This is a genomic window from Kitasatospora sp. NPDC090308 (assembly GCF_044769485.1).
In the GTDB taxonomy this organism is placed as follows: Bacteria; Actinomycetota; Actinomycetes; order Streptomycetales; family Streptomycetaceae; genus Kitasatospora; species Kitasatospora fiedleri.
The window spans coordinates 452,107-472,988 of sequence record NZ_JBIVXY010000001.1; the positions used below are offsets into that span (position 1 = coordinate 452,107).

The following is a 20,882-nucleotide window of genomic DNA, read 5'->3' on the forward strand; positions in this document are numbered from 1 at the left end:
ACATGTCAGAGAACCTGCCGGAGGCGCACGACGCCTCCCACGGCACGGCCGTCGCCACCCACGGCGACCCGTTCGCCGACCCGGGCCTGCCGGCCCACGAACCGCGTCGGACCGACATCGACGAGCGGGCCGCCAAGCGGGCCGAGCGCCAGGTGTCGCTGCTGTTCGTGGTCTCGATGCTGGCGACCGTCGGCTTCATCGCGTCCTACGCGTCGATCGACGCCGACAAGCTGGTCTACATCTTCCCGCTGGGCCACGTCAGCGCGCTCAACTTCGCCCTGGGCATGACCCTCGGCGTGGCGCTGTTCTGCATCGGCGCGGGCGCGGTCCACTGGGCCCGCACCCTGATGTCGGACCACGAGATGCCGGCCGAGCGCCACCCGATCGAGGCCGACGACGACGTCCGCAACGACGTCATCGAGCAGTTCAGGACGGGTGCCGCGGAGTCCGGCTTCGGCCGCCGCAAGATGATCCGCAACACCCTGATCGGCTCGATGGCCCTGGTGCCGCTGTCCGGTGTGGTGCTGCTGCGCGACCTCGGCCCGCTGCCGGAGAAGAAGCTGCTCCACACCAACTGGGTGGAGGCGACCCCGGCCCAGCCGATCAAGCTCGTCAACATGAACACCGACGAGCCGATGAAGCCCGAGGACATCGTCCAGGGCTCGCTCACCTTCGCGAAGCCCGAGGGCCTCGAGGAGTCGGCCGAGGACTTCCAGCAGCGGATCGCCAAGGACGCCCTGATGCTCATCCGGATCGCCCCGGAGGACATCAAGGACGACAAGTCCCGCGACAAGGGCTTCGAGGGCATCCTCGCCTACTCGAAGATCTGCACCCACGTCGGCTGCCCGATCTCGCTGTACGAACAGCAGACCCACCACGCGCTCTGCCCCTGCCACCAGTCGACCTTCGACCTGGCGGACGGCGCTCGCGTCATCTTCGGCCCGGCCGGCCACCCGCTGCCGCAGCTGAAGATCACCACCGATGAGCAGGGCTACCTGGTCGCCACCGGCGACTTCGACGAGCCCGTCGGCCCGAGCTACTGGGAGCGTCCGCGATGAGTTCCGCAAGCGGCACCAACACCGGCGCCTCCAAGCCGGCCAGCACCCGCGCCAAGCCCGCCAACAAGGCCGAGGCCGCTGCCGACTGGGTGGACGGCCGGGTCGGGATCTACTCCCTGGCCAAGGCCAACCTGCGCAAGATCTTCCCGGACCACTGGTCCTTCATGCTCGGCGAGATCTGCCTCTACAGCTTCATCATCATCATCCTCACGGGTGTGTACCTGACGCTGTTCTTCAAGCCGAGCATGGCCGAGACCGTCTACCACGGCTCGTACCTGCCGCTGAACGGCATCCGGATGTCGGAGGCGTACGCCTCCACGATGAACATCAGCTTTGAGATCCGCGGCGGTCTGCTGATCCGGCAGATCCACCACTGGGCCGCCCTGGTCTTCGTGGCCGCGATGCTCGTGCACATGATGCGCGTCTTCTTCACCGGCGCCTTCCGCAAGCCGCGCGAGATCAACTGGGTGTTCGGCTTCCTGCTGCTGGCGCTGGGCATGTTCGACGGCTTCTTCGGCTACTCGCTGCCGGACGACCTGCTGTCGGGCACCGGCATCCGCTTCATGGAGGGCGCGATCCTGGCGGTGCCGATCGTCGGCACCTACATCCAGATGTTCCTGTTCGGCGGCGAGTTCCCGGGCACCGACATCGTCCCGCGCTTCTTCACCATCCACGTGCTGCTCATCCCGGGCATCATGCTGGGCCTGCTGGTCGCGCACCTGATCCTGGTCTTCTACCACAAGCACACCCAGTGGGCGGGCCCGGGCAAGACCGAGAAGAACGTCGTCGGCATGCCGCTGATGCCGGTCTACATGGCGAAGGCCGGCGGCTTCTTCTTCCTGGTGTTCGGCATCATCGCGGCGATCTCCGCGATCGCCACGATCAACCCGATCTGGGCGTACGGCCCGTACCGTCCGGACCAGGTGTCGACCGACGCCCAGCCCGACTGGTACATGGGCTTCTCCGAGGGCCTGATCCGCATCATGCCGGGCTGGGAGATCTCGGTCTGGGGCGGCCACACCCTGAACCTGGGCGTGTTCGTGCCGCTGATGATCTTCCCGCTGGTGCTGGCCGCGATCGCGGTCTACCCGTTCATCGAGTCCTGGGTCACCGGCGACAAGCGCGAGCACCACATCCTGGACCGCCCGCGCAACGCCCCGGTCCGCACCGCGCTCGGCGCGGCCTGGATCTCGCTGTACCTGGTCCTGCTGGTCGGCGGCGGCAACGACCTGTTCGCCACCCACCTGCACCTGTCGATCAACTCGATCACGTACTTCGTCCGGGTCGGCTTCTTCGTGGTGCCGGTCCTCACCTTCTTCGTCACCAAGCGCTGGTGCCTCGGCCTCCAGCGCCGCGACAAGGAGAAGGTGCTGCACGGCCGCGAGTCCGGCGTCATCAAGCGCCTGCCGCACGGCGAGTTCGTCGAGGTGCACACCCCGCTGGCGCCGAAGGACCTGCACACCCTCACCGCCCACGAGCAGCCCCAGCCGCTGGAGCTGCCCGCCGAGACGGACGAGAACGGCGTGGCCCGCAAGGCCGGCGTGATCACCAAGACCCGGGTGAAGCTCTCCGAGGGCTTCTACGGCGAGGGCAACCAGATCGCCAAGCCCACCACCGAGGAGTACCACGAGATCACCAGCGGCCACGGCCACCACTGATCCCGGGTAGCTGTCCCGCCACGTCAGCACCCCCCTCCGGCTCCGGCCGGAGGGGGGTTCTGGCATCTCGGGCCGGAACCCGCCCTGACGCCCTGTTATGTTGACCGGGTGCACGTGGCGATCGATCACCAGTCCCCCACCCCGCCCTACGAGCAGGTCCGCTCGCAGATCGCGGCCCGGGCCCGTACCGGCGAGCTCCCGGTCGGCCTGAAGCTCCCCACCGTCCGCGCGCTGGCCGAACAGCTCGGCCTGGCCGCGAACACCGTGGCCCGCGCCTACCGCGAGCTGGAGGCCGACGGGGTGGTCGAGACCCGCGGCCGGGCCGGCACCACCGTCGCCCCCACCGGGGACACCTCGCACCGCCTGGCCGCCACCGCCGCCGCCGAGTACGCGGCCCGCGCCGCCCGCCTCGGCCTCACCCGCGACGAGGCGCTGGCCGCGGTCGCCACCGCCCTGGACGCGGCCTACCGCTGACCCGCCGGGCGGACAGCGGCGAGGTCCGCCCGGCGGGAGCCTCGCTCCCCGGGCGGACCTCGCCGCGCCTCACCGGCCCGTCGGGCTCGCGCTCGGACCCGGGTTGACGCTGGGGGCGGGCATCGCGTTCGCCGCGTCCCCGGACGCCGCCGTGCTGACCGGCTTGCCCAGCGCGCTGTGCTTCACGTACTCGTCGAAGCCGATGTTCCAGTCGCCGAACCCGTTGCCGAACGGCTCCATGTCGTGGCCCTTGCTGTTGACCACCTGCACGACGTCACCGACCCGGGTGTTGTCGAAGAACCACTTGGCCTCGTCGGTGCTCATCCCGGTGCAGCCGTGGCTGACGTTCTCCTTGCCCTGCGACGACACGGACCACGGTGCGGCGTGGACGTACTCGCCGCTCCAGGTGACCCGGGTCGCCCACTTCACGTCCAGGTCGTAGGCCTCGCTGCTGCCGGCCGCGATGCCGATGGTCTCGCTGCTCATCCGGACGTCGGACTCCTGCCCGAGCACCACCTTGACGCCGTTGCGGGTGTCGAAGCCGGGCTTGCCGGTGGTGACCGGGATGGTCTTCACCACCTCGCCGTTGCGCTTGTACGTCAGCTGGTCGGTGGCCGCGTCGACCAGCGCCTCGATCCGGTCGCCGGTCCGGAGGTCGAGGGTCTGCTCCTCGCCGCCGTAGACGCCGTCGGAGAGCGGGACGCCCGGCAGGTCGTAGGAGAGCTTGACGGTGGTGTTGGCGGGCCAGTAGTCCTGCGGCCGGAAGTGCAGGTTCTCGTCGTCGACCCAGTACCAGGCGCCGGTCACGGCGGGCTGCGAGGTGACGGTCAGCCCGCGTTCGATCTGCTGGCGGGCCACCGGGTCGGTGACCGGCTCGGAGAGCTTGACGGTGAGCGGCTGGCCGACGCCGTAGACGCCGCTGCCGGAGCTGTCGGGGCCGAGTTCGGCGGTGACGACGTGCTGCGCCTCGGCGGTGGTGAAGGTGGAGCCGGTCTCGCCGTGGCCGCCCTTGCCGTCCTCGGCCGCGACCTTGACGGTGTACGCGGCGCCGGCCCGGAGCGGGTCGGTGGTCCGCCAGTGCTGCTGGTCGGCGGCGAGTTCGCCGGCCACCGGCTTCCCGTCGGGGTCGGTGACGGTGACGGCGTCGAGTTTCGCGGTGCCGTCCGTGGTGACGCTGAACGCCTGTGCCGGGTCGGCCTGCTCCTCGGCGGCCGAGGTGTGGACCAGTGGGGTCACGTCGATCTGACGGGGCGACGAGTCCTTCTCCGCCGAGTCGTTGTCGGAGGAACAGGCCGCGGCGGGGGCCAGCACCAACATGGCGGCCAGCGCGGTCCGGGTACTGCCGGCTATCCGAGAGCCCTTCAACGGAACCTCCCAGGGGTGTGAACCTGCCTCAGAGCGTAGGAAGGCGTCACCCGGTCGGCACTCCGGGTAACCCGGTCGGAGGACGGAGGCGCGGCCCGCCCCGGGAACGACGGGGGCCGGGCACCCCCCGAGGGGGGTGCCCGGCCCGCCGTGCGGCTGCGCGATCCGGAACCTACTGGTTCTGGTTCTCGCCGCGGTAGAACTCGAAGACCCAGCCGAACAGGCCGATCAGGATGATCGGGACCGACCAGAACAGCAGCCACCAGCCGAAGACCACGCCGAGGAAGGCCAGCGCGCCGCCGATCGCCAGCGAGAGCGGCTGCCAGCTGTGCGGGGCGAAGAAGCCCAGCTCGCCGGCGTCGTCCGCGACCTCGGCCTCGGGGTTGTCGCCCGCGCCGGTGTCCACCCGCTTGGCGGTGAACGCCAGGTAGAAGCCGATGAAGGCGGCCAGGCCGAAGGCCAGGAAGAGCGCGGTGGTGCCGGCGGCCTCCAGGCCGTGGTCCGACTTACCGGTCCAGACCATGTAGGTGATGGCGATGGCCAGGATGAACACGGCCAGACCGGCGAAGATCTTTCCCTGTTCCTTCATCGGGCGTCACCCTCATTCTTGCCCTTGCCCAGCGACGGACGGTCGTACTGCGCGGGGGTCACACCCTCGAAGTGCTTGGCCGGCTCACCGTGGTTCTCCAGGTAGTCCAGCGCGGCGATCTCCGGGTGGTGCAGGTCGAACGCCGGGGACTCGGAGCGGATCCGCGGCAGGGTGGTGAAGTTGTGCCGCGGCGGCGGGCAGGAGGTCGCCCACTCCAGCGAGCGGCCGTAGCCCCACGGGTCGTCGACGTTGACCTTCTCGCCGTACTTGGCGGTCTTCCAGACGTTGTAGAGGAACGGCAGGATCGACAGGCCGAGCAGGAACGAGCCGATGGTCGAGACGGTGTTCAGCGTGGTGAAGCCGTCCGAGGCCAGGTAGTCCGCGTAGCGGCGGGGCATGCCCTCGGCGCCCAGCCAGTGCTGGACCAGGAAGGTGGTGTGGAAGCCGATGAACAGCGTCCAGAAGGTGATCTTGCCCAGGCGCTCGTCCAGCATCTTGCCGGTCATCTTCGGCCACCAGAAGTGGAAGCCGGCGAACATCGCGAAGACGACGGTGCCGAACACCACGTAGTGGAAGTGCGCGACGACGAAGTACGAGTCCGAGACGTGGAAGTCGATCGGCGGGGAGGCGAGCAGCACGCCGGTCAGGCCGCCGAACAGGAAGGTGACCAGGAAGCCGACCGTCCAGAGCATCGGGGTCTCGAAGCTGAGCGAGCCCTTCCACATGGTGCCGACCCAGTTGAAGAACTTCACACCGGTCGGGACCGCGATCAGGAAGGTCATGAACGAGAAGAACGGCAGCAGCACCTGCCCCGTCACGTACATGTGGTGCGCCCACACCGTCACCGAGAGGCCGGCGATGGCGATGGTCGCGGCGATCAGGCCGGAGTAGCCGAACATCGGCTTGCGGCTGAACACCGGGATGATCTCGGAGACGATGCCGAAGAACGGCAGCGCGATGATGTAGACCTCGGGGTGGCCGAAGAACCAGAACAGGTGCTGCCAGAGCAGCGCGCCGCCGTTCGTCGGGTCGAAGACGTGCGCCCCGAACTTCCGGTCCGCCTCCAGCGCGAACAGCGCGGCGGCGAGGACCGGGAAGGCCAGCAGGACCAGCACGGCGGTCAGCAGGACGTTCCAGACGAAGATCGACATCCGGAACATCGTCATGCCGGGCGCGCGCATGCAGATGATCGTGGTGATGAAGTTGACCGCACCGAGGATGGTGCCGAAGCCGGAGAAGGCCAGGCCCATGATCCACATGTCGGCGCCGACGCCCGGCGAGCGGACCGCGTCGCTCAGCGGCGAGTAGGCGAACCAGCCGAAGTCGGCCGCGCCCTGCGGGGTCAGGAAGCCCGCCACCGCGATGATCGAGCCGAACAGGTACAGCCAGTAGGCGAACATGTTCAGTCGCGGGAAGGCGACGTCGGGGGCGCCGATCTGGAGCGGCATGATCCAGTTGGCGAAGCCCGCGAACAGCGGGGTGGCGAACATCAGCAGCATGATCGTGCCATGCATGGTGAACGCCTGGTTGAACTGCTCGTTCGACAGGATCTGGGTGCCCGGGCGGGCCAGCTCGGCACGCATGACCAGGGCGAGCACGCCACCGATCAGGAAGAAGGCGAACGAGGTCGCCAGGTACATCGTGCCGATCGTCTTGTGGTCGGTGGTGGTGAGCCACTTGATGATCGCGTTGCCCGGCTTGCGCACCCGCGGAGTCCCCGAGGTGACGGCCCCGGCTCCCCCACCGGCCGCGGCGGGCTCGTTGAGGATGGTCACTTCTCTTCACTACTTCCCGTGGTGGGGAGGATGCCTGCGGGAACCGCGCCGGCCTGGCCCTTGTCGCGGAGTTCCTTGAGGTGCTGCTGGTACTCGTCGGCCGTGACGACCTTGACGTTGAACAGCATCCGCGAGTGGTCGACACCGCAGAGTTCGGCGCACTTGCCGCGGTAGGTGCCGAGCGCGGTCGGGGTGACCTGGAACTCGTTGACCACACCGGGCACGACGTCCATCTTCATCATGAAGTTGACGGGCCAGAAGTCGTGGATGACGTCGTTGGAGGTCAGCCGGAACTTCACGGTCTCGTTGATCGGCAGGTAGAGCGTCGGAGGCTCCTTGGTGCTGCCGACCTCGTACGCGGCGGTGGTGCTCGCCGGGTCCGGGATCTCGGAGTTCTCGTAGTTGAACGCCCAACTCCACTGGAAGCCCACCACGTTGATCGTGTGCTGGGGCTTCGCGTCGACCTTCGTCAGGGTGGCCTCGTCGCGGGCGACGAAGTAGAACAGCACCGAGACGATGACGAGGGGGACCGCGGTGTACAGCGCCTCGATGGGCACGTTGTACCGGGTCTGAGCGGGGACCTCCACCTTGGTGCGGCTGCGCCGGTGGAAGATCACGCTCCAGAGGATCAGACCCCACATCAATGCACCAACAACCAGAGCCGCGATCCACGAGCCCTGCCACATGTGAAGGACCAGCGGGCCTTCCTTCGTGACGGGACTGGGGAGGCCAAGCCTGGGCAGGTCGTTGGCCGAGCAGCCGGTGGCGGTCGCGATGACGAGGCCCAGTGCCAGCGCCTGAGGCAGCTTCCGCCGCATCGTGCGCCGCGGCGAGCGGTCGGAGCCGTTGGGACTCACGTAGCGCCTTCCCGAAGTCTCGCCCGGGAACGCACCACCGTCCGGAGTCCGTTGTCAGGTCTCCTCGGTGATCCGGCCACGGGCACGGTTTGAATGCTTATGCGGGCCAAACGCTACTCCATCCTTATGCGGCGCTCACGGGCAGCCCCCGGTAACGCGCCGCCCGGCTACCCGATCAGCCCCCGTGGGGTGAACCGCCCCCGCGGGGCGGACGGAGTCGCAGGTCATGGCGGACATCCGAGCCTCCCACGGCCGAACGGGCGACCGTCCTGCGACACGCGGGTGACGGAGCGTCGGCTCCCTGACGGGCCGGGAGGAATCACCCCGTAAGGGGCACCGCGCGCGGTCGTCTACGGTGGCCCGGTGCCCTACTTCGACGCCGCCTCCACCGCCCCGCTGCACCCCGTCGCCCGGCAGGCCCTGCTCGCCGCCCTCGACGAGGGCTGGGCCGACCCGGCCCGGCTGCACCGCTCCGCCCGGCAGGCCCGGATGCTGCTGGACGCCGCCCGGGAGACCGTCGCCGAGGTGCTCGGCGCCCGGGCCGACGAGATCGCCTTCACCGGGTCCGGCACCCAGGCCCTCCAGTTGGGCGTCCTGGGCACCCTGCGCGGCCACCGCCGCCGCGGCGCCCACCTGGTGCACTCCGCCGTCGAGCACTCCGCCGTCCTGCACACCGCCGAACGCTGGGAGGCCGACGGCGGCAGCGCCACCGCCGTCCCGGTCGACCGCCACGGCCGGGTCGACGCCGGGGAGTTCGCCGCCGCGCTGCGCCCCGACACCGCGCTCGCCGTCCTGCAGTCCGCCAACCACGAGGTCGGCACCCTGCAGCCGGTGGCCGAGACCGCCGCGCTGCTCGGCGACGTCCCGCTGCTGGTGGACGCCGCGCAGAGCGCCGGGCGGCTGCCGGTGCCGGAGGGCTGGTCGGTGCTCACCGCGAGCGCGCACAAGTGGGGCGGGCCGGCCGGCGTCGGGGTGCTCGCGGTCCGCAAGGGCGTCCGCTACTCCTCGCCGCTGCCCGCCGACGACCGGGAGAACGGGCGGGTTCCCGGCTTCACCAACGTCCCGGCGATCGTCGCCGCCGCGGCCTCGCTGCGCGCCGTCCGGGACGGGGCGGCGGCGGAGAACGCCCGGCTGCGGGCGCTGGTCGAGGTGATCCGCCGCCGGGTCCCGGAGCTGGTGCCCGCCGTCGAGGTGGTCGGCCACCCCGAGCTGCGCCTCCCGCACCTGGTCACCTTCTCCTGCCTGTACGTGGACGGCGAGGTGCTGCTCACCGAGCTCGACCGGGCCGGCTTCGCGGTCAGCTCCGGCTCCTCCTGCACCTCCAGCACCCTGACGCCCAGCCACGTGCTGGCCGCGATGGGCGTCCTCACCGAGGGCAACCTGCGGGTCTCGCTCCCGGCCGGCACCACCTCCGCCGAGGTCGACGCCTTCCTCGACGTGCTCCCCCGGGTGGTCGCCGAGGTCCGCGCCCCGCTCGGCCTCGACCTGCCCCCGGCGGGCAGCGCCGACGCGCTGGTCCTGGACGCCCTCGGCAAGCGCTGCCCGATCCCGGTAATCGAACTGGCCAAGCACATCGGCGAGGTCGCCCCCGGCGGGCGCGTCGCCGTCCTGTCCGACGACGAGGCGGCCCGCCACGACATCCCCGCCTGGTGCGAGATGTGCGGCCACGCCTACGAGGGCGAGGCCCCCGCCGCGGAGTACGGGGGCGCCCGCGGCACCGCCTACCTGGTGCGCCGGGCCCGGCCGGAGCCGTCGGCCGGCGCGTAGCAGCGGGCCGGCGGGTGGGCCGGGCCCTGTCCGGCCTAGAGCGCGATCCTGGTGCGGATGTCGGCCGCCGCCTCGGCGCCGTAGGCGGTCTCGAAGCGCTCCAGGAAGTGCCCGCCGCGCAGCTCGTACTCCTGGGTGCCGACGGTCTCGATCACCAAGGTGGCGAGCATGCAGCCGAGCTGGGCGGCGCGCTCCAGGCCCAGCTCCCAGGAGAGCCCGGCCAGGAAGCCGGCCCGGAAGGCGTCGCCGACGCCGGTGGGGTCGGCCTTGCGCTCCTCGGCGGGGCAGCCGACCACGATGTCGGGCTCGCCCCGGCGCTGGATGCGGACGCCCTTGGGGCCGAGGGTGGTGACCCGGGTGGTGACGCGCTCCAGGATCTCGTCCGAGGACCAGCCGGTCTTGGACTCGATCAGGGCGGCCTCGTACTCGTTGGTGAAGAGGTAGGCCGCGCCGTCGACGATCTCCCGGATGTCGTCGCCCTCCAGGCGGGCGAGCTGCTGGGAGGGGTCGGCGGCGAAGGCGTAGCCGCGGGTGCGGCACTCCTGGGTGTGGCGCACCATCGCGGCCGGGTCGTCCGCGCCGATCAGCACCAGGTCGAGGCCGCCGACCCGGTCGGCGATCGGCTTGAGCTCGATGTTGCGGGCCTCGACCATCGCGCCGGTGTAGAAGGACGCGATCTGGTTGTGGTCCTGGTCGGTGGTGCACATGAACCGGGCGGTGTGCCGGGTCTCCGAGATGTGCACCGAGTCGGTGTCCACGCCGTGCCGGTCGAGCCAGCTGCGGTACTCGGCGAAGTCGCCGCCGGCCGCGCCGACCAGGACGGGGCGCAGGCCGAGGACGCCCATGCCGAAGGCGATGTTGGGGCCCACCCCGCCGCGGCGGATGTCCAGGGTGTCGACCAGGAAGGAGAGCGACACCGTGTGCAGCTGCTCGGGCACCAGCTGGTCGGAGAAGCGTCCGGGGAAGGTCGTCAGGTGGTCGGTGGCGATCGAGCCGGCGACGGCGATGCGCACGGGGTCTCCTCTGGCGGCCCGGCGGTGGCCGGAGCTGGGGGCAACAACCCGCCTACGGTACCGGCCCGACCGGGTGCTACCGAGCGGTAGGGCTGTCTTCCGGCCGCAGGTCGGCCTAGGGTCGCCAGTACGGGGGCCGGACGCGGCCCCCGTCCAGGTCCGCGGCAGCGTGGCCGCGGCACGGCGATCGGAGCTGGGTAGCCATGGTGATCGATCACTCCTCCGGGTGGCGGCCGGGCCGCCGCCGCGACGACGCCGACGCCGAGTCGCTGGCCGAACTGCTGGACTCCTCGCGCCGATTGGGCCGGTTCTGGCCGGTCGCCGGGCCGCTCCCGACGGTGTCGGCCCCGGCCGTGACGCGGGTGCGGGTGCCGATCGAGGCGCGCCGGGTGGTGGCGGGCATGCCGGAGTACGGCGGATAGGCCCGCTCCTCCGGATCCTGCCGGAACCGGTTTCCTCCGGGGCACGTCAAACCGGCGCGGTACCGCTCACCGCGGCGCCGCACGACCCTCGGGAGGAACGCAGATCATGGACGAGAGCACCGCAGCCGCCCCCACCAAGGCTCCGCACCCGCGCCGGGCCGCCGCCGCGCTGTTCGGCGCGGCCCTCGCGGCCGGCCTGCTGACCGCGTGCGGCGGCGCGGGTTCGCCCGCCACCGCCACGGCCCCCGTCAGCGCCACCGCCACCGCCTCGCCGAGTGCGAGCCCGTCCGCGAGCGGCGACCCCGGCGCCACCGCCTCCGCCCCGGCCGCGGCGAGCCCGTCGGCGAGCGCCAGTCCGCAGCCCTCGGCGGCCCAGCCGACCACGCCGGGGATAGCCGTCGGCGAGCGCCCGCCGACCGCCGTGAAGATCCCCGCGACCGGGTACCGGCAGGACGGGCCGACCCAGCTGACGGTGTTCTTCACCGCCGGGATCTGCGACAAGTACGGGGTCCGGGTCGAGGAGGCCGCCCCGCCGGTGGTGAAGCTGCGGGTGGTGATCACCCAGACCGCGGAGCCGGGCAAGGCGTGCCCGCAGCTGGTCAAGGAGCAGCAGGCGACCGTCACCCTGCCCGGGCCGATGACCGGCGGCGGCGTGGTGGACACCGCGACGGGCGAGCAGGTGCCCGTGCAGAGCGGCGTCGCGGGCGGCGACCCGCGCTGAGAGGCCGCCCGGCCGCTTCCGGAACGCCGCGAGGGCGGCTCCCCCGTGCTGGGGGAGCCGCCCTCGGCGTGCGTGCCAGGCCTCGGCGTGCGTGCCGGGCCTCGGCGCGGGGCCTAGCTGAACGAGTCGCCGCAGGCGCAGGAGCCGGTGGCGTTCGGGTTGTCGATCGTGAAGCCCTGCTTCTCGATGGTGTCCACGAAGTCGACGGTGGCGCCGCCCAGGTAGGGGGCGCTCATCCGGTCGGTGACGACCTTGACACCGTTGAAGTCCTTGACGACGTCGCCGTCCAGCGAACGCTCGTCGAAGAACAGCTGGTAACGCAGGCCCGAGCAGCCGCCGGGCTGCACGGCGACGCGCAGCGAGAGGTCGTCGCGGCCTTCCTGCTCCAGCAGGCCCTTGACCTTGGCCGCGGCGGCATCGGTGAGGAGAATGCCACTCTCGACGGTGGTCTCGTCCTGGACGGTCATGCTTACTCCCGGTCTGTGACGACTGTGATCCGCCAGTGCCAACCAGCGGCCTCCCGGATTCATTTCCGGAAGGTGGTGCGTTCGGGGGACATTTTTCGTCGCCCACTCCCCCACGCCCCCCATGCTCGCACACCGGGCCCGGCGGGTCACCGCCCACTTCGGCAAACCGCTACCGCCCGCGCACCGGGCGCAGCAGGATGTGACGGGTGATCATTCGTCAGCTCAGGAACACCGCCGCCGACGCCGAGGCCGTCCAGCGGGTCTCCCGCGCCGCGTTCCGCGATCTCGACGGCCGGCCGCAGGACGATCCCGACCGGCCCGGTGACGCGGCCCACCGGGTCCGGGCGCTGGCCCGGACCCGGCACCTCGCGGTGACGGACCCGGACGGGTGCTGGATCGCCGAGCAGGACGGCGAGGCCGTCGGGGTGGCGCTGTCGCTGCGCCGCGAGGGCGTGTGGGTGCTGCCGCTGTTCGTGGTGCTGCCCTCCGCGCAGGGGCGGGGGGTGGGGCGGCTGCTGCTGGAGCGGGCCACCGCGTACGGGCGGGGCTGTCTGCGCGGCATGCTGTGCGCCTCGCCGTCGCCGGCCGCGGCCCGCCGGTACCGGGCGGTCGGGTTCACGCTGTACCCCACGATGCGGCTGGCCGGGCGGGTCGACCGGGGACGGCTGCTCGACCCCGGCGACATCCCGGTGCACCCGGGCGGCGCGGCGCACCTGCACCTGCTCGACTCGGTGGACCGCCGGCTGCGGGGCGCGGCGCACGGCCCCGACCACCCGTTCATGCTGGCCCACTTCGAGGAGCTGCTGATCGCCGACACCCTGGCCGGCACCGGCTACTGCTACCGGGACGGCGGCACCGTGCAGCTGCTGGCCGCGACCTCGAAGCGGATCGCGGTCCGGCTGCTGCGCGAGGCGCTGGCCCGGGTCCCGGCGGAGCAGGAGGCCGCGGTCTCCTTCCTGACCGCCGAGCAGGAGTGGGCCCTGGACGTCGGCCTCGACCTGGGCCTCTCCGTCACCAACCGCGGCTACCTGGCGCTGCGCGGCATGCGGCCCCCGGCGCCGTACATCCCCAACGGCGGCTACCTGTAGGCGTCCGCGGCCCCGCTCACTCCATCGTGGCGAGGATCTCCTCGACCATCTCCATCGTCGTGCCCGGGTGCAGGAAGGCGAAGCGGGCGACCGTCTCGCCGTCCCAGCCGGTGGGGGTGACGAAGCCGACCTGGTCGGCGAGGAGCTGCCGGGACCAGCGGTAGTAGTCGTCGCGGGTCCAGCCCTTGCGGCGGAAGCAGACGGCGGAGAGCTGGGGGTCGTGGAGCAGTTCGAGGTGCTCGCTGTCGCGGATGAGCCGCGCGGTGTCGCGGGCGAGGCGCAGGCCGGCCTCGATGGCGTCGGTGTAGGCCTGGACGCCGTGGACGGCGAGCGAGAACCAGAGCGGAAGGCCGCGGGCGCGGCGGGTGAGGTGGTAGGCGTAGTCGGTGGGGTTCCACTCGTCGCCCTCGGTGTGCAGGACGTCGAGGTAGGAGGCGTCCTGGGTGTGGACGGCGCGGGCCAGGCGCGGTTCGCGGTAGAGCAGGGCGGCGCAGTCGAACGGGGCGAACAGCCACTTGTGCGGGTCGACGACGAAGCTGTCGGCGTGCTCGATGCCGTTGTAGCGCTCGCGGACGGAGGGGGCGAAGAGGCCGGCGCCGCCGTAGGCGCCGTCGACGTGGAACCAGAGGCCGTGCTCGCGGGCCACCTCGGCGATGCCGGCGAGGTCGTCGACGATGCCCTCGTTGGTGGTGCCGGCGGTGCCGACCACGGCGATGACCGTCTCGGGGTGCGGGTCGGCGGCGAGGGCGGCGCGCAGGGCGGGGCCGGTGAGGCGGCGGTCGACGGCGGGGACGGGGAAGGCTTCGACGCCGATGATGTTGAAGGTGTTCTTGACCGAGGAGTGCACCTGGTCGGCGACGGCGATCCGGAGCCGGGCCTCGGGGCCGACGCCAAGGCGGCGGCGGGCGGTGTCGCGGGCGACGACCAGCGCGGAGAGGTTGCCGGCCGAGCCGCCGGAGACGAAGGTGCCGCCGGCGCTCGCGGGGAGGCCGGCCCGGTCCGCTATCAGGCGCAGCACCTGGTTCTCGGCGGCGATCGCGCCGGCCGCCTCCAGCCAGGAGATGCCCTGGAGGGAGGCGCAGGAGACCACCATGTCGAAGAGCAGCGCGGCCTTGGTGGGGGCGCAGGGGATGAAGGAGAGGTAGCGCGGGCTGTCGGCGGAGATGACGGCGCGGGAGAGCTCGTGGTCGTAGAGCTTGAGCACGTCGGCGGGGTCGTTGCCGTGGTCGTTCAGCAGTCCGGCGAGGGCCCGGCGCAGGTGGGTGCCGTCGCCGGGGTGGTCGAGCGGGACGGGGTCGTACTGCAGGCGTTCGCGCATGTAGTCGAAGACGAGGTCGACCAGCTCGTTGTCCGGCTTGTGCATGCGGTCGGGGGCTGCGTACACGGGTGTCCTCTTCGCTGCGGGCGGTGCTGGGGGCGTGATCAGCGTAGGCAGCGGGGGTGGGCGGGCGCGCGTCGGAACGCGGCCGTCCGGGGCCGGTTTCCTGCGTGTTCGGGCGGGGGCGCGCAGGAAAGCTGCGTCAGATGAGCTGGGAGAGGACGACGGAGGAGCGGCTGCGCTGGACGCCGGGTTCCTTGCGGATGCGCTCGATGACGGCTTCCAGGTGGCGGGTGTCGGCGGCGCGCAGGTGGACCAGGGCGTCGGGGTCGCCGGTGACCGTCCAGGCGGCGGCGACCTCGGGGAACTGGCGCAGCGAGGCGAGCAGTTCCTCGGGCGAGGTGCGGGGGCGGCAGTAGACCTCGACGAAGGCCTCGGTGCGCCAGCCGAGCAGGGCGGGGTCGAGGACGACGGTGAAGCCGCGGACCGCGCCGCGCGCCCGCAGCCGGTCGATCCGGCGGCGGACGGCGGTGGCGGAGAGGTTGGTGAGCAGTCCGATCTCGGCGTAGGAGGCGCGGCCGTCGCGGCTGAGGTGTTCGAGCAGCAGGCGGTCGGTGTCGTCGAGGGCCGGCCCGTCCGGCCGGACGGGCCCGAGGTCGGGCGGCCGGTGGGTGCTCATGGCGGGGCTCCACGGTGGTGCGGGTGAGGGTGGTGAGCCGTGGGGGGGGAACGGCTCTGCGGAGCCCATTGTCGCGGACGGCCGGAACCGGGTCAGTCCACCAGCAGGACGATCTTGCCGCGGGTACGGCCCTCGGCGTTGAGGGCCTGGGCGGAGGCGGCCTGGGCGAGCGGGAAGGTGGAGGCGACCGGGACGGTGAGCAGGCCCTCCTCGGCGAGCCGGGCGACGGCGGTGAGGTCGTCGTGGTCGGGGCGGGTGAAGACGTAGCGTCCGCCGCGGGCGGTGACGGTGTAGTCGACCGTGGAGGCGATCCGGGCGGGGTCCTCGACCAGCCCGAGGGAGACCTCGACGGCGTCGCCGCCGATCAGGTCGAGTGCGGCGTCGACGCCCTCGGGGGCCAGCGCGCGGACCCGGTCGGCGAGGCCGGGGCCGTACTCGACGGGTTCGACGCCCAGGCCGCGCAGGAAGGTGTGGTTGTGCTCCCCGGCGGTGCCGATGACCCGGGCGCCGAGGGCGGTGGCGACCTGGCAGGCGATCGAGCCGACGCCGCCGGCCGCGGCGTGGATCAGCACGGTCTCGCCGCGGCGCAGTCCGAGCGCCCCGACCAGGGACTGCTGGGCGGTGAGCCCGGCCAGGGGCAGGCCGCCGGCCTCGGCCCAGTCGAGGGCGGCGGGTTTGCGGGCCAGGGTGCGGACGGGGGCGGCGACGAGTTCGGCGTAGGTGCCGCCCTCGACGACGTCCTTGCGGACGTAGCCGATCACCTCGTCGCCGGGGGCGTACTCGGTGACGGCGCCGCCGACGGCCTGGACGGTGCCGGCCAGGTCGAAGCCCATGACCAGCGGGAAGTGGGAGTCGAGGACGCCGTCGAGGTGTCCTTCGCGGATCTTCCAGTCGACGGGGTTGACGCCGACCGCTCGGGTGCGGACGAGTACGGTGTCGGGGCCGACCTTCGGGTCGGGGAGCTCGGTGTACTCGACCACGTCGGGGCCGCCGTAGCGGTTGATCACGATTGCCTTCATGGGTCCAGCCAACCGGAGGGTACGGCGGGTCCTCGCGTCGGAAGCATCCATCCTGGTGAGCGGTTCTCGTCACATCGACAGGACGGCCATCGTCAGGCTGACGAGAACCGGTTATCATAGATAGCGTCAGATAGACGAGAAGGCTGGTGTCAATCCGGCCGCACCTGGAGGGCAGCCGCCCGTGACCACCACCACCGAAACCTACGGCGTGGACCCCACCCCTTCGCCGCTCGCCCTGCTGCTGCTCGGCCGGGAGGCCGACCCGAACAGCGAGCGCGGCGTGGAGTGCCCCGGCGACCTGCCCGCCGCCTCCGACCCCGACCTGGTGGCGCGCGCCCGCGCCGCGAAGGAGAAGCTCGGCGACCGGGTCTTCATCCTGGGCCACCACTACCAGCGCGACGAGGTCATCGAGTTCGCCGACGTCACCGGCGACTCCTTCAAGCTGGCCCGGGACGCGGCGGCCCGCCCGGAGGCCGAGTACATCGTGTTCTGCGGCGTGCACTTCATGGCCGAGTCCGCGGACATCCTCACCTCCGACCGCCAGCGGGTCGTCCTGCCGGACCTCGCGGCCGGCTGCTCGATGGCCGACATGGCCACCGCCGAGCAGGTCGCCGAGTGCTGGGACGTGCTGACCGAGGCGGGCGTCGCGGACGTCACCGTGCCGGTGTCGTACATGAACTCCTCGGCCGACATCAAGGCGTTCACCGGCAAGCACGGCGGCACCATCTGCACCTCCTCCAACGCGGAGCGGGCCCTGGGGTGGGCCTTCGAGCAGGGGGAGAAAGTGCTGTTCCTGCCGGACCAGCACCTGGGCCGCAACACCGCGGTGCTGCAGATGGGCCTCTCGCTGGACGACTGCGTGCTCTACAACCCGCACAAGCCCGACGGCGGCCTGACCGCCGAGCAGCTGCGGGACGCGAAGATGATCCTGTGGCGCGGCCACTGCTCGGTGCACGGCCGGTTCAGCGTGGAGTCGGTGGACGAGGTCCGCGCGCGCATCCCCGGCGTGACCGTGCTGGTGCACCCGGAGTGCCGGCACGAGGTGGTCACCGCCGCCGACATGGTGGGCTCGACCGAGTACATCATCAAGGCGCTGGACGCCGCCGAGCCCGGCTCGAAGTGGGCGATCGGCACCGAGCTGAACCTGGTCCGCCGGCTCGCCAAGGCGCACCCGGACAAGGAGGTCGTCTTCCTCGACCGCACCGTGTGCTTCTGCTCGACCATGAACCGGATCGACCTGCCGCACCTGGTCTGGGCGCTGGAGTCGCTGGTCGAGGGCCGGGTGCCGAACGTGATCACGGTGGACGCCGAGACCGAGAAGCACGCCAAGGCCGCGCTGGACCGGATGCTGGCCCTGCCGTAACGATTCGCCCCCGTCCGCGGGCCCGGACGGAGAGAGGGCGGGCACCCCTTCCGGGGTGCCCGCCCTCTCGTCACGTGTGGCGCCCGAACTACTCCGGGAGGCCGGGGATCAGGCCGTCGCCCTCGTCCCGCAGCAGCTCGCGGACCTGCTCCAGGGACGCCTCGGCGTCCGGCAGGATCAGGTCCGACGGCTCCAGCGACTCCGGCGCGAGCGGCGTGCCGACCTCCCGGACGGCCGCGAGCAGGCTGCCCAGCGCCGCCCTGAAGGCCGCCTCGTCGCCCGCCTCGACGGCCTGGAGCAGCTCGTCGTCCAGCCGGTTCAGCCGGTTCAGGTCGCCCTCGGCGACCTCGAACTGCCCCTCACCCAAGACCCGCATGATCATGCTGGTGCGTCTCCCCTGCTACCGGGCTCACTTGTTGTAGTTGATGGTGGGCGGCGGGGTGTCGTTCTTCCCCTGCTCGATCGCCTGCGGCTGGGCGGCGGGGGTGCCGCCGGTCAGCTCGGCCTTCATCCGGGCCAGCTCCAGCTCGACGTCGTTGCCGCCGGCCACCCGCTCCAGCTCGGCCTCGATGTCGTCCTTGCGGCCGAGGCCGCTGGCGTCGTCGAGCGCGCCGGAGGCCAGCAGCTCGTCGATCGCGCCCGCCCGGGCCTGCATCTGCGCGGTCTTGTCCTCCGCGCGCTGGATCGCCAGGCCGACGTCGCCCATCTCCTCGGAGATGCCGGAGAAGGACTCGGCGATCCGGGTCTGCGCCTGGGCGGCGGTGTAGGTGGCCTTGATGGTCTCCTTCTTGGTGCGGAAGGCGTCCACCTTGGCCTGGAGGCGCTGGGAGGCCAGGGTGAGCTTCTCCTCCTCCCCCTGCAGGGCCTGGTACTGCGTCTCCAGGTCGGTGATCTGGGACTGCAGGTTGGCCTTGCGGCTGAGCGCCTCGCGGGCCAGGTCCTCGCGGCCGAGGGACAGCGCCTTGCGGCCCTGGTCCTCGTACTTGGAGGACTGCTGCTGGAGCTGGGTCAGCTGGAGCTCCAGGCGCTTGCGGGAGGTGGCCACGTCGGCGACGCCCCTGCGCACCTTCTGCAGCAGTTCCAGCTGCTTCTGGTAGGAGTAGTCGAGCGTTTCGCGCGGGTCCTCCGCCCGGTCCAAGGCCTTGTTCGCCTTGGAGCGGAAGATCAGCCCCATACGCTTCATGATTCCGTCGCTCATGGGCCTCGATAGCCCCCTTCTTCGGGCCTGGGTTTGCGTCTCGTGACAGGTCGAGTGTATGCGCGGCACGGTCCCCGGCGCAGTGCACCAGCCTGCAACAATGCTGCTACGGCGGAGGCCCGTTCGGCATCGTCCTCAGGATCGATATCGGTTCGCGTCCGGGGGCGCGCCGGAAAGCGGCCGGTCAACCCGTACGCTGGGAGTGTGTTTCGACGCCGCTCTGATGAATCCGCCGCCTCCTCCTCCACCGTCACCCTGACGAAGGAGGACGAGAGGACGTCCCGCGACCCGCAGGCCCCCAAGGGTCGGCCCACGCCCAAGCGCAGTGAGGCCGAGGCCAACCGGAAGACCCGGGTCACCGTTCCCAAGGACCGCAAGGAGGCCGCCAAGCAGGCCCGCGAGCGGATGCGCGCGGAGCGCGAGAAGCAGCGCACCGCGCTGCTGGAGGGCGACGAGCGCGCCCTGCCGCCGCGCGACAAGGGGCCGGTGCGGCGCTACGTCCGCGACTTCATCGACTCCCGCTGGGCCGCGGCCGAGTTCTTCCTGCCGTACGCGGTGGTGGTGCTGGTGCTCAGCATCACCCGGGTCAACTACCTGCAGCTGCTCTCCACGCTGCTGTTCCTGGTCTTCTTCGTGGTGGTCATCCTGGACTTCGTCCGGATCGGCCTCCAGCTGCGCAAGGGCCTGGCCCAGCGCTTCCCGAACGAGGACACCCGCGGCGCCGTGATGTACGGCCTGATGCGCACCCTGCAGATGCGCCGGCTGCGGCTGCCCAAGCCGATGGTCAAGCGGGGCGAGCGGCCCTGACCGCGGAAGCCGTCCCGCCGTACTGGGCCCCGCCCGCGCAGCCGCCGGTCGGGGCCTTCGGTGCACCTGGCATCCCGGCGCAGCACGGGTACGGGGCGCCGCAGGGGCGGCACGGGCGGCTGCCGGCCCGCGGCGGGCCGTACCACAGCGGGGCCGGCGAGTGGCTGGAGCGGCACGGCGGGCTGCACAACCTGGTCCGGCAGGAGCTGGTCACCCGCCAGCTCGCCGAGCAGCTCACCCGGGGCGTCGCGCTGCGGGTGCTGGACGTGGGCTGCGCCGAGGGCACCCAGGCGCTGCGGCTGGCCCGGGCCGGGCACTTCGTCACCGGCATAGACCCCGACCCGGCCACCCTGGGCCTGGCGCACCAGGCGCTGGCGGCCGAGCCGCCGGAGGTCCGCGAGCGCGTCCAGCTGCTCACCGGCGACGGCCACCAGGTCGGGCGCTGGTTCGGGCCGCGCAGCTTCGACCTGGTGCTCTGCCACGGCACCCTGATGTACCTGCCGGACCCGGACCCGATGCTGGCCTCGGTGGCCCGCATCCTGGCCCCCGGCGGCCTGCTCTCGCTGCTGGTCCGCAACGGCGACGCGCTGGCCATGCGGCCCGGGCTGACCGGCGACTGGCGGGCCTGCCAGGAGTCCTTCGACTCCACCCGGTACACCAACCGCCTGGGCCTGCCCGCCCGGGCCGACCGGCTGGCCGAGCTCTCCGGCACGCTGTCCGGCTTCGCCGTCCCGGTCCGGCACTGGTACGGGGTGCGGGTGTTCACCGACACCGTGCCGGACGAGGCCGCCCCGGTCGACGGCCGGCAGCTGGGCCAGCTGCTGGACGCCGAGGAGCGGGCCGGCAAGCAGGACCCGTACCGGCGCGTCGCCGCGCTGCTGCACGTCGTCGCCGAGAAGTGACCGGGGAGGTCGCCCGGGCGGCGGCCGGGGGCCGCCGACAGAGCAACTGACGGAACGTCAGCCCTCGTGCAGGCTCATCGGGTAGACGTCCTGCCCGTCCTCGACCAGGACCACCCGGTCCACCCCGTCCTCCAGCAGCGTCTTCCACTCCTCGCCGACCCAGGACTCGGCGTCGCCCTGGCTGGAGAACTCCTCGGCCCCGTTCGCCGGCTCCACCACGGTGCCGTCGTTCTTCTCGTACCGCCAGGTCCACACCATGCCGGGCTCCTCCGCGAGTCGTGCCACTGGGGTTGTGACGGTAGCGTGCCCACCCCGCGAGGGGGCGAAGCTCCGTCCGGCAGG

At 71.8% G+C, this 20,882-nt stretch carries 22 protein-coding genes; 10 read left to right on the forward strand and 12 right to left on the reverse strand.

The window, feature by feature from the left end; genetic code table 11:
- Positions 1 to 2: 2 nt before the first annotated feature.
- The 3 genes from ACIQVD_RS01935 to ACIQVD_RS01945 all read left to right on the forward strand — a co-directional run bounded on the left by ACIQVD_RS01935 (position 3) and on the right by ACIQVD_RS01945 (position 3,190).
- A complete protein-coding gene (locus ACIQVD_RS01935; protein WP_400688503.1) occupies positions 3 to 1,058 on the forward strand; it encodes a Rieske 2Fe-2S domain-containing protein in 1,056 nt (351 codons plus the stop codon).
- Entirely contained in the window at positions 1,055 to 2,716 is a 1,662-nt protein-coding gene (locus ACIQVD_RS01940; RefSeq protein ID WP_400688505.1) for a cytochrome bc complex cytochrome b subunit, read from the forward strand. Before ACIQVD_RS01935 ends, ACIQVD_RS01940 begins: the two co-directional genes overlap by 4 nt.
- 108 nt (positions 2,717 to 2,824) lie before the next feature.
- Entirely contained in the window at positions 2,825 to 3,190 is a 366-nt protein-coding gene (locus ACIQVD_RS01945) for a GntR family transcriptional regulator (RefSeq protein ID WP_400688507.1), read from the forward strand.
- A 69-nt stretch (positions 3,191 to 3,259) separates the two neighbouring features.
- Here the strand turns inward: ACIQVD_RS01945 and ACIQVD_RS01950 are convergent, their stop codons facing one another.
- From ACIQVD_RS01950 to coxB, 4 genes are all read right to left on the reverse strand, one after another.
- Positions 3,260 to 4,507: an Ig-like domain-containing protein gene (locus ACIQVD_RS01950; RefSeq protein ID WP_402285845.1), complete on the reverse strand. Its 1,248-nt coding sequence runs from the start codon at positions 4,505 to 4,507 to the stop codon at positions 3,260 to 3,262.
- Between the two features lie 220 nt (positions 4,508 to 4,727).
- Positions 4,728 to 5,144, reverse strand: a complete 417-nt coding sequence (locus ACIQVD_RS01955) for a cytochrome c oxidase subunit 4 (RefSeq protein WP_400688511.1) — start codon at positions 5,142 to 5,144, stop codon at positions 4,728 to 4,730.
- Positions 5,141 to 6,919 carry a cytochrome c oxidase subunit I gene (gene ctaD / locus ACIQVD_RS01960; protein WP_100835857.1) on the reverse strand — a complete coding sequence of 593 codons (1,779 nt, stop codon included), beginning with the start codon at positions 6,917 to 6,919 and terminating at the stop codon, positions 5,141 to 5,143. The genes ACIQVD_RS01955 and ctaD overlap by 4 nt, the downstream gene beginning before the upstream one ends.
- The gene (coxB, locus tag ACIQVD_RS01965; RefSeq protein WP_402285316.1) at positions 6,916 to 7,776 is read right to left on the reverse strand and encodes a cytochrome c oxidase subunit II; all 861 of its coding nucleotides are present in this window, start codon (positions 7,774 to 7,776) and stop codon (positions 6,916 to 6,918) included. The genes ctaD and coxB overlap by 4 nt, the downstream gene beginning before the upstream one ends.
- Before the next feature lie 363 nt (positions 7,777 to 8,139).
- Between coxB and ACIQVD_RS01970 the strand changes: the two genes are divergently transcribed.
- On the forward strand, positions 8,140 to 9,543 hold the full coding sequence (locus tag ACIQVD_RS01970; protein ID WP_400688514.1) for a cysteine desulfurase/sulfurtransferase TusA family protein: 1,404 nt from the start codon (positions 8,140 to 8,142) through the stop codon (positions 9,541 to 9,543).
- Positions 9,544 to 9,578: 35 nt separating this feature from the next.
- On the opposite strand, the gene ACIQVD_RS01975 is transcribed toward ACIQVD_RS01970, so the two are convergent.
- On the reverse strand, positions 9,579 to 10,556 hold the full coding sequence (locus tag ACIQVD_RS01975) for a carbohydrate kinase family protein (protein WP_400688516.1): 978 nt from the start codon (positions 10,554 to 10,556) through the stop codon (positions 9,579 to 9,581).
- 203 nt (positions 10,557 to 10,759) lie between these two features.
- On the opposite strand from ACIQVD_RS01975, the gene ACIQVD_RS01980 reads away from it, so the two are divergent.
- Both ACIQVD_RS01980 and ACIQVD_RS01985 read left to right on the forward strand, forming a co-directional pair.
- Complete coding sequence (locus ACIQVD_RS01980) at positions 10,760 to 10,978, forward strand: hypothetical protein (RefSeq protein WP_282205497.1); 219 nt, start codon at positions 10,760 to 10,762, stop codon at positions 10,976 to 10,978.
- Positions 10,979 to 11,084: 106 nt separating this feature from the next.
- Positions 11,085 to 11,699 (forward strand): hypothetical protein, encoded by a 615-nt coding sequence (locus tag ACIQVD_RS01985; RefSeq protein ID WP_400688519.1) that lies wholly within the window; start codon positions 11,085 to 11,087, stop codon positions 11,697 to 11,699.
- Between the two features lie 113 nt (positions 11,700 to 11,812).
- On the opposite strand, the gene erpA is transcribed toward ACIQVD_RS01985, so the two are convergent.
- Complete coding sequence (gene erpA / locus ACIQVD_RS01990; RefSeq protein WP_033219641.1) at positions 11,813 to 12,166, reverse strand: iron-sulfur cluster insertion protein ErpA; 354 nt, start codon at positions 12,164 to 12,166, stop codon at positions 11,813 to 11,815.
- 206 nt (positions 12,167 to 12,372) lie between these two features.
- On the opposite strand from erpA, the gene ACIQVD_RS01995 reads away from it, so the two are divergent.
- Positions 12,373 to 13,254, forward strand: coding sequence for a GNAT family N-acetyltransferase (locus tag ACIQVD_RS01995; protein WP_402285320.1), 882 nt, complete (start codon positions 12,373 to 12,375; stop codon positions 13,252 to 13,254).
- A 16-nt stretch (positions 13,255 to 13,270) separates the two neighbouring features.
- On the opposite strand, the gene ACIQVD_RS02000 is transcribed toward ACIQVD_RS01995, so the two are convergent.
- The 3 genes from ACIQVD_RS02000 to ACIQVD_RS02010 form a co-directional block, all read right to left on the reverse strand.
- On the reverse strand, positions 13,271 to 14,638 hold the full coding sequence (locus ACIQVD_RS02000; protein ID WP_400688524.1) for a pyridoxal phosphate-dependent decarboxylase family protein: 1,368 nt from the start codon (positions 14,636 to 14,638) through the stop codon (positions 13,271 to 13,273).
- A gap of 136 nt (positions 14,639 to 14,774) precedes the next feature.
- Positions 14,775 to 15,251 (reverse strand): Lrp/AsnC family transcriptional regulator, encoded by a 477-nt coding sequence (locus ACIQVD_RS02005; RefSeq protein ID WP_100835865.1) that lies wholly within the window; start codon positions 15,249 to 15,251, stop codon positions 14,775 to 14,777.
- A 92-nt stretch (positions 15,252 to 15,343) separates the two neighbouring features.
- Entirely contained in the window at positions 15,344 to 16,270 is a 927-nt protein-coding gene (locus tag ACIQVD_RS02010) for an NADP-dependent oxidoreductase (RefSeq protein ID WP_400688526.1), read from the reverse strand.
- A gap of 181 nt (positions 16,271 to 16,451) precedes the next feature.
- Between ACIQVD_RS02010 and nadA the strand changes: the two genes are divergently transcribed.
- Entirely contained in the window at positions 16,452 to 17,633 is a 1,182-nt protein-coding gene (gene nadA / locus ACIQVD_RS02015; RefSeq protein ID WP_402285322.1) for a quinolinate synthase NadA, read from the forward strand.
- Between the two features lie 88 nt (positions 17,634 to 17,721).
- Here the strand turns inward: nadA and ACIQVD_RS02020 are convergent, their stop codons facing one another.
- Positions 17,722 to 18,015, reverse strand: coding sequence for a hypothetical protein (locus ACIQVD_RS02020; protein WP_111553086.1), 294 nt, complete (start codon positions 18,013 to 18,015; stop codon positions 17,722 to 17,724).
- A 27-nt stretch (positions 18,016 to 18,042) separates the two neighbouring features.
- Complete coding sequence (locus ACIQVD_RS02025; protein WP_402285325.1) at positions 18,043 to 18,831, reverse strand: PspA/IM30 family protein; 789 nt, start codon at positions 18,829 to 18,831, stop codon at positions 18,043 to 18,045.
- Positions 18,832 to 19,035: 204 nt separating this feature from the next.
- Here ACIQVD_RS02025 and ACIQVD_RS02030 point away from each other — a divergent pair, with 204 nt between their 5' ends.
- A complete protein-coding gene (locus ACIQVD_RS02030) occupies positions 19,036 to 19,638 on the forward strand; it encodes a DUF3043 domain-containing protein (RefSeq protein ID WP_400688533.1) in 603 nt (200 codons plus the stop codon).
- Positions 19,639 to 19,895: 257 nt separating this feature from the next.
- Complete coding sequence (locus ACIQVD_RS02035) at positions 19,896 to 20,540, forward strand: methyltransferase domain-containing protein (protein WP_233533464.1); 645 nt, start codon at positions 19,896 to 19,898, stop codon at positions 20,538 to 20,540.
- A gap of 57 nt (positions 20,541 to 20,597) precedes the next feature.
- Here the strand turns inward: ACIQVD_RS02035 and ACIQVD_RS02040 are convergent, their stop codons facing one another.
- The gene (locus ACIQVD_RS02040; protein ID WP_400688648.1) at positions 20,598 to 20,798 is read right to left on the reverse strand and encodes a hypothetical protein; all 201 of its coding nucleotides are present in this window, start codon (positions 20,796 to 20,798) and stop codon (positions 20,598 to 20,600) included.
- Positions 20,799 to 20,882 lie beyond the last annotated feature (84 nt).

Excerpts from the sequence above, each read along its gene's own strand:
- ACIQVD_RS01935 (WP_400688503.1), top strand. The coding sequence starts at position 3 with ATGTCAGAGAACCTGCCGGAGGCGCACGACGCCTCCCACGGCACGGCC.
- ACIQVD_RS01950 (WP_402285845.1), bottom strand. The coding sequence starts at position 4,507 with ATGTTGGTGCTGGCCCCCGCCGCGGCCTGTTCCTCCGACAACGACTCG.
- ACIQVD_RS02010 (WP_400688526.1), bottom strand. The coding sequence starts at position 16,270 with ATGAAGGCAATCGTGATCAACCGCTACGGCGGCCCCGACGTGGTCGAG.
- ACIQVD_RS02020 (WP_111553086.1), bottom strand. The coding sequence starts at position 18,015 with ATGATCATGCGGGTCTTGGGTGAGGGGCAGTTCGAGGTCGCCGAGGGC.
- ACIQVD_RS01985 (WP_400688519.1), top strand. The coding sequence starts at position 11,085 with ATGGACGAGAGCACCGCAGCCGCCCCCACCAAGGCTCCGCACCCGCGC.
- ACIQVD_RS01955 (WP_400688511.1), bottom strand. The coding sequence starts at position 5,144 with ATGAAGGAACAGGGAAAGATCTTCGCCGGTCTGGCCGTGTTCATCCTG.
- ACIQVD_RS02040 (WP_400688648.1), bottom strand. The coding sequence starts at position 20,798 with ATGGTGTGGACCTGGCGGTACGAGAAGAACGACGGCACCGTGGTGGAG.
- ACIQVD_RS02025 (WP_402285325.1), bottom strand. The coding sequence starts at position 18,831 with ATGAGCGACGGAATCATGAAGCGTATGGGGCTGATCTTCCGCTCCAAG.
- erpA (WP_033219641.1), bottom strand. The coding sequence starts at position 12,166 with ATGACCGTCCAGGACGAGACCACCGTCGAGAGTGGCATTCTCCTCACC.
- ACIQVD_RS01980 (WP_282205497.1), top strand. The coding sequence starts at position 10,760 with ATGGTGATCGATCACTCCTCCGGGTGGCGGCCGGGCCGCCGCCGCGAC.
- ACIQVD_RS02005 (WP_100835865.1), bottom strand. The coding sequence starts at position 15,251 with ATGAGCACCCACCGGCCGCCCGACCTCGGGCCCGTCCGGCCGGACGGG.
- ACIQVD_RS01940 (WP_400688505.1), top strand. The coding sequence starts at position 1,055 with ATGAGTTCCGCAAGCGGCACCAACACCGGCGCCTCCAAGCCGGCCAGC.